General features: G+C 38.0%; 9 protein-coding genes. 7 read left to right on the top strand and 2 right to left on the bottom strand.

Annotated features, from left to right (window positions below; translation table 11 throughout):
- Positions 1 to 37 precede the first annotated feature (37 nt).
- Positions 38 to 1,981, bottom strand: coding sequence for a nucleoside-diphosphate sugar epimerase/dehydratase (locus tag J8L85_RS14345; RefSeq protein WP_211018403.1), 1,944 nt, complete (start codon positions 1,979 to 1,981; stop codon positions 38 to 40).
- Entirely contained in the window at positions 1,978 to 3,099 is a 1,122-nt protein-coding gene (locus tag J8L85_RS14350) for a DegT/DnrJ/EryC1/StrS family aminotransferase (RefSeq protein WP_211018405.1), read from the bottom strand. Before J8L85_RS14350 ends, J8L85_RS14345 begins: the two co-directional genes overlap by 4 nt.
- 255 nt (positions 3,100 to 3,354) lie before the next feature.
- Between J8L85_RS14350 and J8L85_RS14355 the strand changes: the two genes are divergently transcribed.
- From J8L85_RS14355 to J8L85_RS14385, 7 genes are all read left to right on the top strand, one after another.
- A complete protein-coding gene (locus J8L85_RS14355) occupies positions 3,355 to 4,752 on the top strand; it encodes a nucleotide sugar dehydrogenase (RefSeq protein WP_211018407.1) in 1,398 nt (465 codons plus the stop codon).
- Positions 4,749 to 5,783 carry an NAD-dependent epimerase gene (locus J8L85_RS14360; protein ID WP_211018409.1) on the top strand — a complete coding sequence of 345 codons (1,035 nt, stop codon included), beginning with the start codon at positions 4,749 to 4,751 and terminating at the stop codon, positions 5,781 to 5,783. The genes J8L85_RS14355 and J8L85_RS14360 overlap by 4 nt, the downstream gene beginning before the upstream one ends.
- Positions 5,784 to 5,904: 121 nt before the next feature.
- Positions 5,905 to 6,903 carry an SDR family oxidoreductase gene (locus tag J8L85_RS14365; RefSeq protein WP_211018411.1) on the top strand — a complete coding sequence of 333 codons (999 nt, stop codon included), beginning with the start codon at positions 5,905 to 5,907 and terminating at the stop codon, positions 6,901 to 6,903.
- 153 nt (positions 6,904 to 7,056) lie between these two features.
- Positions 7,057 to 8,337 carry a nucleotide sugar dehydrogenase gene (locus J8L85_RS14370; RefSeq protein ID WP_211018413.1) on the top strand — a complete coding sequence of 427 codons (1,281 nt, stop codon included), beginning with the start codon at positions 7,057 to 7,059 and terminating at the stop codon, positions 8,335 to 8,337.
- Positions 8,338 to 8,404: 67 nt separating this feature from the next.
- On the top strand, positions 8,405 to 9,430 hold the full coding sequence (locus tag J8L85_RS14375; RefSeq protein ID WP_211018415.1) for a glycosyltransferase: 1,026 nt from the start codon (positions 8,405 to 8,407) through the stop codon (positions 9,428 to 9,430).
- Positions 9,423 to 10,967, top strand: coding sequence for a hypothetical protein (locus J8L85_RS14380; protein WP_211018417.1), 1,545 nt, complete (start codon positions 9,423 to 9,425; stop codon positions 10,965 to 10,967). The genes J8L85_RS14375 and J8L85_RS14380 overlap by 8 nt, the downstream gene beginning before the upstream one ends.
- A 13-nt stretch (positions 10,968 to 10,980) precedes the next feature.
- Positions 10,981 to 11,877, top strand: a complete 897-nt coding sequence (locus J8L85_RS14385) for a glycosyltransferase family 2 protein (RefSeq protein ID WP_211018419.1) — start codon at positions 10,981 to 10,983, stop codon at positions 11,875 to 11,877.
- Positions 11,878 to 12,619 lie beyond the last annotated feature (742 nt).

The following is a 12,619-nucleotide window of genomic DNA, read 5'->3' on the forward strand; positions in this document are numbered from 1 at the left end:
ATTGAATGGATTATTGTACCACAAGGATACTAAAAATTTAAGATTGAACAATTTTTAAATTTGAGTTGCTTTTTGAGCCGTCAACGGTAGCCTCCGATTTTTCATCAAACTCGCACAAGTCAGAATTTTTGGAAACATATTCGGGCACAATTTCTTTCATCAATTTAACGGTATTGCCATTAAAGAACATGTTGGTAATACATAGTTCATCGATTTTAGAGCGCACCTTGGCATAATCCAACTCACGTACCTTACTAATTTTAATTTTTTGATGGTAGGTAGGCATGGTATTTTCACCATTGGCCAACAACTCCTCATACAATTTTTCCCCTGGGCGCAGGCCGGTAATTTTTATGTCGATATCTTCGGGATACCTCAATCCTGAGAGCTTGATCATATTCTTGGCCAAATCGAAAATTTTCACCGATTCTCCCATATCAAAGATGAAAATCTCACCTCCTTCACCCATGGCCCCAGCTTCCAATACCAATTGGGAAGCTTCCGGTATGGTCATAAAATAGCGGGTAATATCTTTATGGGTCAAGGTCAAAGGCCCACCTTTTTCTATTTGCTTTCTAAACAATGGAATAACAGATCCGTTGGATCCCAAAACGTTCCCGAACCTTGTCGTAATAAACTTGGTCTTGTTTTCTTTTTGCATACAACTAATGTACATCTCGGCAATACGCTTAGAAGCCCCCATAACATTGGTAGGGTTCACCGCCTTGTCCGTAGATACAAAAACAAATTTCTCTACTCCGTGAACCAATGAAAGGTCCGCAACGGTCTTGGTGCCCGCAATATTGATCTTGATAGCCTCGTAAGAATTATATTCCATTAAAGGAACGTGCTTATAGGCTGCCGCATGAAAGACCATGTTAGGACGATGTTCCATAAACAAGGCGTTCATTCTGTTTTTGTCTCGAACATCACTTACAATGGGAATAAAATTATGACACCCGTTTTGTTTCAGTTCTTGCTGTAGATCGTACAAAGCAGATTCTGCAGAGTCTATTATAATTAATGATTTATAAGAATAAGAACATATTTGACGTACTATTTCACTTCCAATAGAACCGGCACCCCCGGTTACCATAATAGTTTTGTTCAACAGCTCCATCTCTATTTTACTATTCTTTATCTTGATCGGTGGGCGATCCAATAAATCTTCTATCTGTACCTGTTTGATTTGCGAAACCTTCAGCTCACCGTTGATCCAATCTTCAATAGGCGGTACAATTTTAACTACGATAGGCAGATCCACCAATCCTTCCACTGTTTTACGAAGTCTGGTAGCGTCTATGTTTTGTATGGAGAAAATAATCTCCGAAATATTGTTTTTGGCTATAAAGGACTCTGTCAATGATTTTCTTGAAAACACTGGCACCCCATTTATATTTTTTCCAATTTTTTTGGGGTCCCTGTCCACATAACCCAACACCTTGTATTTACTTTGGGCATGACTTGTAATGGCTCCATGTGTTAGCACTCCCGAATCTCCCGCACCATAAATAAGTACGTTTTTATAGGCCTTGTCCATGCTATGCATTCTATTGTAAATGGATTTGAATACAAATCGTGATGCGGTCAGACCAATAAAGGTGATCAAACTGTTTATAATTATAATGGATAAGGGAATGGTAAAGACATTTAGAATACCAAACATTCTATTGGCAAGCACCACAAAAATGACCAAGATACTTGATAAACAAACGGCATTAAAAATATTATAGACATCCCTTACCCCCGTATGGCGTACAACTCCTTTGTAAGAGCCCACGATAAGGAAAGCGATCAAAGCCGTTACCAATACCAAAGGCAATTGCACCAATAAATTCTCTACCTTAAAATTCAAGGTTAGGTTAAATCGTATCAAATATGACAATACGAACGAGCAGCCTATCGTGGCAAGATCTATGACCAATACCAACCACTTAGAGGCGTAACGCTGACTATTATAAGCTAGGTATTTTTGTATCATGATAAAACGTTTTTAATGATAGAAACAACACGCTCCAAATCTTCGGAAGTTAAATTGGAGCCACTGGGCAAGCACAGACCTCGTTCAAAAAGATCTTCCGAAGTTCCATCCATAAACCGTTCATACTTATTAAAAATAGGTTGCAAATGCAATGGTTTCCACAACGGCCTAGATTCTATGTTTTCATCCAATAAAACCGTCCTGATCTTTTCTCGCATATCATAAGATGGTGTTAAGATACAACTTAACCATCTATTTGAAAAACAACCATCTGGCTCCGGCAAAAATGTAATTTCCTTAAAACCGTTCAAGGCATCAAAGTAAAATGTATGATTTGCCCTTCTTGCGGCTACCCTATCGGCCAAAACCTCCATTTGTCCTCTTCCGATGCCGGCCAGCACATTGCTCAACCTATAATTATAACCTACATGACTGTGTTGGTAGTGGGGTGCGTCGTCTCTGGCCTGGGTGGCCAAGAACACCGCTTTTTCCTTGTATGCCTTATTCTTTGACACCAAAGCACCTCCTCCAGAAGTAGTGATGATCTTATTTCCATTAAAAGATAATATACCAATATCCCCAAAAGTTCCACAGCGTATACCTTTATAGGTACTTCCCAAAGCCTCCGCACTATCCTCTAAAACGGGAATATCAAATTCATCCGCCACTTCACGGATCTCATCTACCTTATAGGGCATACCGTACAAATGCACGGCAAGGATCGCTTTCGGTTTCTTGTATTCCTTTATCCGGTTTACAATAGCCTCGCGCAACAACACCGGAGACATGTTCCACGTATCCGTTTCACTATCTACAAAAACAGGTTTTGCTCCTAAATAAAGAATGGGATTGGCGGAAGCGGAAAATGTAAAACTTTGACAAAGAACCTCATCACCGGCCCCAACACCCAACAGTTCCAGTCCCAAATGAATGGCCCCTGTACCAGAACTCAATGCGGCCACATGCGCTCCATTTCCCAGGTTTTCCTCAATGGCCTTTTCAAAGGCGTTGACGTTGGGTCCCAACGGGGCAATCCAATTGGTATCGAAAGCTTCGGCTACGTATTTTTGTTCAGTACCCCCCATGTGCGGGGAAGAGAGCCAAATTTTGGTAGGCATTAAAGTGGTTTTCAATGGTTCAAGTGTTTAGGGTTACAAATATAGAACTCAAAATTAAGTATACCACTCCTTATTCACGAGAATTAAGAACATAATTCGTTTAATACATGCAAATTATCGGTTAAAGGATTTAACAGGTCCATTTTAACGGCACTTCATGTTTTTCACCCCTTTAAATAACATATACATCTAAAATACATTTTCTAATCGTAAGTTATTTTTTAATCTTTGTCTTTTTAACTCCTAATCGTAGAAATGAAAAAGATTACAAAAATATGCTGTATCGGTGCTGGCTACGTTGGCGGCCCTACTATGTCCGTCATCGCCAACCAATGTCCTGAAATACAGGTAACCGTGGTAGACATTAACGAAGACAGAATAGCACAATGGAATACGGAAGACTTGGATAAGCTTCCCATTTACGAACCAGGGCTTAAAGAAATTGTAGGGGAAAGTAGAGACAAAAACCTCTTCTTCTCTACTGATGTGGACCAAGCTATCGATGAGGCGGAAATGATCTTTATATCGGTCAACACTCCTACCAAAACCTACGGAAAAGGAAAAGGACAGGCAGCCGATCTTAAATTTATAGAACTTTGTGCCCGTAATATTGCCAGAGTCGCCAAAGACGATAAAATCGTAGTAGAAAAATCGACCCTACCGGTAAGAACGGCCCAGGCCATACAGAATATCTTGGACAATACCGGTAATTCGGTAAACTTTGAAATACTTTCCAACCCTGAATTTTTGGCCGAGGGTACCGCTATAAACGATCTTTTAAATGCAGACCGCGTATTGATCGGTGGTAATGACACTCCTTCTGGGCAAGAGGCAAAAGACGCCTTAAGCTGGGTATACGAACACTGGCTTCCAAAAGAACGTATTTTACAGACCAATGTATGGTCGTCAGAGCTTTCTAAATTGGTAGCTAATGCCTTTTTGGCACAGCGGGTCTCTTCCATTAACACCATTTCTGCCTTGTGCGAAAAAACAGATGCGAATATCCAAGAAATCTCCAAGGCCATTGGTTACGACAGCCGAATCGGACCTAAATTCTTAAATGCCTCCGTTGGTTTTGGGGGATCATGCTTTCAAAAAGACATCCTTAACCTCGTGTACATAGCAAGGTCGTATGGTCTGGAAGAAGTAGCGGATTATTGGGAACAGGTCATCATTGCCAACGACTACCAAAAAAGTAGGTTCGCCGAAAATATCATTTCTACCCTATACAACACTATTTCAGGAAAAAAAATAGTGCTTTATGGATGGGCATTTAAAAAGGACACGAACGATACCCGGGAGTCTCCGGCCATCTCTGTAGCCGATGCGCTTTTAGAGGAAAAAGCTGAAATTTTGGTATACGACCCCAAGGTTACCGAAGAACGCATTTATGCCGATCTAGATTATTTAAACACGCGCTCACCTGAAGAGAACAGGGCTTTGCTAAAGGTCACCAACGACCCCATAAGGGCAACGGAAGATGCCCACGCCATTGCCATTTTAACGGAATGGGATGAGTTTAAAGGGTACGACTGGAAAAAAATTTACGATCAAATGCTAAAACCTGCCTTTGTATTTGATGGTAGACGCTTGCTGGATACCGAAAAAATGAACAGCATTGGTTTTAATTATTACAAAATAGGCCAATCATGAAAATTTTAGTAACAGGTGCCGCAGGTTTTATAGGTTTTTATGTGGCCAAGTCCCTTTTAGCGAAAGGCCATATCGTAGTAGGTTTGGACAACATCAATGATTACTACGATGTGAACCTTAAATATGCCCGGCTACAACAATTGGGAATCAAAAAAAGCGATGCGGAACCATTCAATGTAATTGCAAAAAGCGAAAGCCAACCAGCTTTCTCTTTTGTTCGAATGGCTTTGGAAGATCGGGAACAACTTCCTAAATTATTTAAGAACGAGGCTTTCGACAAAGTCTGTAACTTGGCGGCACAGGCCGGCGTTCGTTATAGCTTGGAAAATCCCGAAGCCTATGTGGATAGTAATTTGGTAGGTTTTTTAAATGTTCTGGAATGTTGCCGCAACTATAACATAAAGCACTTGGTGTATGCCAGTAGCTCCAGCGTATATGGGCTTAATGAAAAAATACCGTTTGAAACCACTGACTCTGTGGACCATCCGGTGAGTTTGTATGCAGCTACCAAAAAGAGTAACGAATTAATGGCCCATTCATACGGGCACCTGTATGGTTTCAAAACCACAGGTTTACGCTTTTTTACGGTATATGGCCCTTGGGGAAGACCCGATATGGCGATGTTTTTGTTTACCGATGCCATTATCAACGACCGACCTATCAAAGTCTTCAACAATGGAAAATTGGAACGGGACTTCACTTATATCGACGATATTACCGAAGGGGTCGTACGTATTATGGAAACCCCTATAACCGATACCGTTTCTAAAAAAGACCATTACAAGGTCTATAATATCGGCAATAGCAAATCGGTAAAATTGATGGACTTTATAACCGCCATAGAAAAAAGCCTGGGCAAGGTCGCAAAAAAGGAAATGCTGCCCATGCAGGCGGGGGATGTAGAGCGAACTTGGGCCAATGTAGATGACCTCATAGCCGATTACGGATATAGCCCCAACACCCCCATACAAAAAGGCGTACAGCATTTTGTGGATTGGTATAAGGAATATTACACCCCATTAGAACAATAACCCAATAAAATGCATGTTGTTAACATACATATATCGGTTAAACGATTTTAAATGCCTTTGACATAAAAAATTGCTCCATAAACCAAAGTGAACAACATATTTGCAAAATCAAAACAAATACATGAATTTATACGACCTTAATTCAGCATATCATATTTTAGTGACCGGGGGTGCCGGTTTTATCGGATCTAACCTTTGCACCGCTTTGCTAGAGAATGGTAATCAAGTAACTTGCTTGGATAACTTTGCGACCGGAAAACGGGAAAACTTGGCTCCGTTGATGGACAATCCTAAATTCACCTTGATAGAAGGGGACATCCGTAATATAGAAGACTGTAAAAAAGCCTGTGAGGGCGTCGATTACATTTTACACCAAGCAGCGTTGGGATCGGTACCTAGATCTATTAACGACCCTATTACCAGTAACGATGTAAACGTTTCCGGATTCTTGAATATGTTAGTGGCAGCCCGTGATGCAAAGGTCAAACGTTTTGTGTACGCCGCCAGTTCATCTACTTATGGCGATTCTAAAAACATGCCCAAGGTTGAGGACATTATCGGGAAACCCCTTTCCCCCTACGCCATTACAAAATACGTGAACGAATTATATGCCGATGTTTTCAGTAAAACCTACGGAATCGAAACCATAGGTTTGCGCTATTTTAATGTATTCGGCCGTAAACAAGACCCCAATGGGGCCTATGCAGCGGTCATCCCAAAATTCGTAATGCAATTAATGAAGCATGAATCGCCCATTATAAATGGTGATGGCACCTACTCTAGAGACTTTACCTATATAGACAATGTGATCCAAATGAACGTTCGTGCCTTGGTCACCGAAAACCAAGACGCGTTAAATACCGTATATAATGTGGCTTTTGGGGAACGTACCGATTTAAACGAACTTACCCAGTTGCTTAAAGAATACCTAAGCGCCTATGACGAAAAGATCGCCACTATCGAAAACACTTATGGCCCAACCCGAGCCGGAGATGTTCCGCATTCTTTGGCCTCTATCGACAAAGCGAAGGAATTATTGGGTTATGCCCCGCAGTACGACATTAAAACAGGGCTGAAAGAAGCCGTGGACTGGTATTGGAAAAATTTAAAAAATGAATAGTAGCGTTGGCTCCGTTCTATATCGCCTAAAACAATGAGAGAGTGAAGCGGGCTTACATGCAAACACAAAGAAATAAAGCACAGTACTACTAATTAAATAAAAAACAATCGAATGCTGCGCATCGCAAAGCATCCAAACAAGGAACTTTAAAATATGAACAACATTAAAATTGCCGTTATAGGATTAGGGTATGTAGGCCTGCCACTTGCTAGATTATTTGCTACCAAATACCCTGTTATTGGGTTCGATATCAATGCCGGACGTGTTGCCGAGCTAAGAACAGGTCATGATAGCACGTTGGAAGTGGAAGATGATATACTACAAGAGGTATTAAAAGAGTCTGCACACATGGAGACCGGACTGTTCTGTACCGATCAACTGGACGATATTGCCGATTGCAATTATTATATTGTGACGGTTCCAACCCCAGTGGACCGTACCAACCGTCCTATTTTAACCCCTCTTTATAAAGCAAGCGAGACTGTTGGAAAAGTATTAAAAAAAGGAGATACGGTTGTTTACGAATCTACCGTTTACCCAGGGGTAACCGAGGACGAATGTATTCCTGTATTGGAGAAAGTAAGTGGTTTGACCTATAATAAAGATTTTTATGCCGGTTACTCCCCCGAACGTATCAACCCCGGAGACAAGGAACATACCGTAGAAAAAATATTAAAAGTAACTTCTGGATCTACTCCTGAAGTAGGTAAAAAGGTGGATGCCCTATATGCCTCGGTAATTACGGCAGGTACTCATTTGGCACCAACGATCAAAGTAGCCGAGGCCGCCAAGGTCATCGAAAACTCTCAAAGGGACATTAACATTGCCTTTGTAAACGAATTGGCCAAAATATTCAACCTCATGGATATAGACACCCATGACGTGTTAAAAGCAGCTGGCACCAAGTGGAACTTTCTTCCTTTTAAACCGGGCTTGGTAGGCGGACACTGTATAGGTGTGGATCCTTATTACTTGGCTCAAAAAGCGCAGGAATATGGCTACCACCCAGAGATTATTCTGGCAGGTAGACGCATGAACGACACCATGGGGAAATATGTAGCCTCTGAGGTAGTGAAGCTCATGGTACAAAAAGATATTAAAATAAAAGGCTGTAATATTTTGGTCTTGGGCATCACCTTTAAGGAGAATTGCCCGGATGTTCGTAACACCAAGGCCGTGGATGTCATCAATAATTTGGCAAGCTACGGCACCAATGTTGCCATATACGACCCTTGGGCCTCGCCAGCAGAGGTAACCCATGAATATGGTCTGGACATTACCAATACCATTCCGGATCAAAAATTTGATGCCGTGGTATTGACCGTAGCTCATAAAGAATTTTTGAATTTGGACTTAAAAAACCTTTTAAACGACCAAGGTGTTATTTATGATGTAAAAGGTATTTTAGATGCCAATGTAGACGGTAGGCTATAATTTTATAAAATAAATCCTATCTAAGTATAATTCAAGCATTCCCATCTGTCAATTAAAATCCAATAAAATGCCTACAAACCAAAAATCATCTTCAGAATACCCTTTGGTATCGGTGATTGTACCTGTTTATAATGTAGCGAATTACTTGGAAAGATGTATCGAAAGTATAATCCATCAGACCCATAAAAATTTGGATATTATTTTGGTAAATGATGGCTCTACCGACAATAGTGGGAGCCTATGTGACACCTTTACCACAAAAGATGATCGTATCCGTGTGGTGCATCAAAAAAATGGTGGCCTAAGCGCTGCTCGTAATACCGGAATGGGTATTATGAAAGGCGATTTCGTAATTTTTGTTGACAGTGATGATTGGTTAAAAACCAAGATGATAGAAAAACTACTATCTTTTGCTTTAGAGCATAATTTAGAACTTGTAGAATGCGGCATCTTAAATAGTAGAGACTTAAACAACCATATAAATTCAACAGGTAATTCCTTTATAGAAAACCAATCAGAAGCTATGTTACGTTTGTTAAAAACAAACAATTTTTCTGTTTGGCGTAGAATATATTCAAAAAGAATAGTGGAAGGACGAAAATTTATTCCTGGGAAAATCAGCGAAGATGTATTCTTTACCATTGACAGTATCAATTTAATAGAAAAACAAGGTTTTATACCTGAAAAGCTTTACATATATAATACAGAAAATATTAGTATCACCAGAAGTCCATACAGTCTAAAAAAATTAGACGCCAAAGACGCCCTTTATTACATTGTTGAAAAAACTAGAGGGTATGGAGAAGACATAAAAGCTCTTGCCGACCAATATTTACTTAGAGGATTAATAAATCATTACAATCCTCTTTTTACACATGCTCATTTAGATCCTGACCTTAAACACCGTAAAGAATTAAAAAATGCTATTAAACAGGAAATGACCAAAATGAGACATTTAGGTATTGAAAGTGGCGTTTCAAAAACAGAATCTTTTTTTCTAAAACTCCCCTTTTGGCTTTATGGTATAATTAGAAGAGTGAATAAAAAGCGAATAGATGTTCAATTATATCTTTTGAAACGATTCAATGTCTAGACTGGCCAATACTATAAAAAATGCAAGGGTAGGCATTTTCTTTCATGCCCTTTTTGTATTGGTACAATTTTTTTCAAGAAAAATATTCCTAGATGATCTTGGTGATGATTTTATGGGTACAACAGCTACGTTATATAGCTTTTTGAACTTTTTAAATCTAGCTGAATTAGGCATTGGATCCGCAATAGGTTTTGCGCTATACAGACCCATTTACAACAAAGACCATAAAAAAATAAATCATATAATAGGATATGTAGGGAATCTCTATAAAAATATTGGTTTATTGATAATTGCAGCTGCAATTATCCTATCGGCATTTTTCCCAATTATATTTGAAGATTCTACCATACCACTAGTATTCATCTATTATGCATTTTTTGCATTTTTAATGTCTTCTTTATTAGGGTATTTCTTTAACTATCATATTTTTTTGTTACAAGCCGACCAAAAAGATTACATCGTAGCAAAATACTTTCAGTCCTTTAATATTTCCAAGATCATTATACAAGCTGTATTTGTGTACTTCTTTCAAAGTTTTTTTATTTGGATTACTCTGGAAGTTCTTACCGGTATAATTTACACCATCATAATACGCAAAAAAATAAGAAAGGAATATCCTTGGCTAGATATTTCTTTATCATTTAAAAGAAACAAAAAGAACTACCCATCACAACCCGAATTACTAAAAAAAATAAAACAGATTAGTGTTCATAAATTAGGAGGTTTCCTGAACGGAGGCACTGACAATATTCTCATTTTTTATTTTATAAGTGCTCAAAGTGTTGCTTTCTTTGGTAATTATCAACTAATTATTTTGAACTTAGGAACCTTGGTAGAAAAAATTTTCGCAGGCAGCAAAGCAAGCATAGGAAACTTAGTCGCCGAAAACAATGAAAAATCCATACACCAAGTTCTATGGGAAATGATGAGCTTACGCTTTTTTATTGGAGGGTTTGCCATAAGTTGTATTCTATTATTGATCAATCCTTTTATTACCCTTTGGCTGGGCGAAAAATATGTTTTAGAAAATACAGTAGTAGGACTTTTTTGTTTATTGTTTTTCATTAGACAAGTGGTAAACCCAATAGAAGCTTTTAAACAGGCCTACGGCTTGTATAGTGACACCTGGGCCCCTATCACAGAAGGTATCTTAAACCTAGTTGTATCCATTGTTTTTGCTCAAAAATATGGTTTGGCAGGTATTTTATTAGGAACTAATGTCAGTATTTTTTTAATAGTTGCCGTATGGAGGCCCATTTATGTATATAAATCGGGGTTTAAAAAACCTATTTTCGATTATATAAAAAGATTTGCTTTTTTAACCACCATAACCACTATAGCTTATTTACTAACACAATATCTAACTAGAACACTTGTAGATATACATTTTGATAATTATTATAATTTTACAGTCTGCGTAGTACAGGTAGCAGCTATTTCTATGATTTCCTTTTTTTTCATTTCATATAGTACCAACAAATATTTTAGGGATGTACTTAGAAGACTAAAAAACCAGTTAATAAAAAAATCACGTTAATAATTACTATTTAATGTTTAGCATCCTTACACCCACCTATAATAGAGCCAAAGAACTACCTAGAGTCTATGATTCGCTCATTGGCCAAACTTTTCGAGATTTTGAGTGGGTCATTGCCGATGATGGTAGTACGGATGAAACGGCTGCCTTGATTAAAGAATGGCAAAAAAAAGAGTTGGATTTTAAAATCACATATCATGTGTTGGCCAAAAACAAAGGGAAGTCGTATGCGGTAAACGAAGGGCTCGAATTATGCACAAGACCCTACACCCTAATTGCAGATAGTGACGACACTTTTCACCCAAACACCTTGGCCGAATTAAAAACTATTTGGCAAAGTATCGAGCATACCGAAAACCCCAATACCATTGCGGCAGTTTGGACCTTGGTCGAAGATGAGCAAGGGCGTTTGGTAGGCGAACCCTTTCCTAAAAATTTGTGGCAAGTTGGTTTTAAAGAAAGGGTGTTAAAACGAAAAGCCCCTATAAAAGGAGAAAAATGGCACAGTTGGCGTACTTCAATTTTAAGGGAATATAAAATGTACGTGCACCCAAAATCATTTATTAGTGAAGCAGCTACATGGAATAGAATTAACGAAGATTACGATTTTTTATGCGTTAATACGGTCCACAGACGTTATTGGTTTTCAGAAGATGGGCTTATTCACCAGAAGAAACCTTATAAAGAAATTCAAAAAGTGAATTACTACACAGCTTATTATCACCTGATAAAAAGTAATTTTAAAGAAATTCTGTATACCTCGCATTATCGAGGTGTTGCCTTTAATTATACTAGGTCTTCCCTTTATTATAGAGATAACCAACTAAAACTAAGAGGAAACCGATTACTGGCAGCATGGCTGGCATTCCTTTCTTTCTTACCTGGAAAGTTGTTGAGTAAAATTTTCTAAACAAACAATCTTCTTAATATTTTTTCACCATCAAAACCTGTTTGCTAGTATTTTTAATTAACCAAAGACAATAATATTCTAATATATTGGGAATATTGAACAAAGATTTTGGATAAGATCAAACACCTATCAATCAAACTGAGCTTTATTTACATAACCAGTATTAGATACGATACTTTAAAAAACCTCCCCCTTATTTATTCCCTAAATACTACACCTCTTCTATCTCTAACAGAATTCTTTTTTATACCCTCTATCTTACCGGTTTAAAAAAAATTGATCACACATTTTTATATTAATTTTGGTGTACATCATATCAAAGAACCAATCCTCATAAATTCTGTAGAAAAAAGGTAAGTAACAAATTAACATAAATAAACCTACTTATTCTATTTACCAAAAATATGCTTTAATAAAAAAGTTCACCCTTTGTATTTAAGCCCAAAAAGTAAATAATATGTTAACAGATGCTGTAGTTCATCGATTTTATAAAAAAATCAGTGTATTTCATCGATCAAAAAGATCCAATCATCGTATCTCTTCCGTAAAGCAAAAGGTATCGATAACCGATTTGCAATAAGGTTAGGATCCAAGAAGTTAAATAATATAAAAAGTAAAAATAATTAAAGATTTTCACCGTTGATGTATACAAACCCCAAACACAATGATGCATTTCAACGAAAAAATCATATCATTCGTCGAAAAGCAAAATTATTAATCTATAATTGTACCCCAAATAACA

This window comes from Maribacter sp. MMG018 (assembly GCF_018100785.1).
Taxonomy (GTDB): Bacteria; Bacteroidota; Bacteroidia; order Flavobacteriales; family Flavobacteriaceae; genus Maribacter.

Excerpts from the sequence above, each read along its gene's own strand:
- J8L85_RS14345 (WP_211018403.1), bottom strand. The coding sequence starts at position 1,981 with ATGATACAAAAATACCTAGCTTATAATAGTCAGCGTTACGCCTCTAAG.
- J8L85_RS14350 (WP_211018405.1), bottom strand. The coding sequence starts at position 3,099 with ATGCCTACCAAAATTTGGCTCTCTTCCCCGCACATGGGGGGTACTGAA.
- J8L85_RS14355 (WP_211018407.1), top strand. The coding sequence starts at position 3,355 with ATGAAAAAGATTACAAAAATATGCTGTATCGGTGCTGGCTACGTTGGC.
- J8L85_RS14360 (WP_211018409.1), top strand. The coding sequence starts at position 4,749 with ATGAAAATTTTAGTAACAGGTGCCGCAGGTTTTATAGGTTTTTATGTG.
- J8L85_RS14365 (WP_211018411.1), top strand. The coding sequence starts at position 5,905 with ATGAATTTATACGACCTTAATTCAGCATATCATATTTTAGTGACCGGG.
- J8L85_RS14370 (WP_211018413.1), top strand. The coding sequence starts at position 7,057 with ATGAACAACATTAAAATTGCCGTTATAGGATTAGGGTATGTAGGCCTG.
- J8L85_RS14375 (WP_211018415.1), top strand. The coding sequence starts at position 8,405 with ATGCCTACAAACCAAAAATCATCTTCAGAATACCCTTTGGTATCGGTG.
- J8L85_RS14380 (WP_211018417.1), top strand. The coding sequence starts at position 9,423 with ATGTCTAGACTGGCCAATACTATAAAAAATGCAAGGGTAGGCATTTTC.
- J8L85_RS14385 (WP_211018419.1), top strand. The coding sequence starts at position 10,981 with ATGTTTAGCATCCTTACACCCACCTATAATAGAGCCAAAGAACTACCT.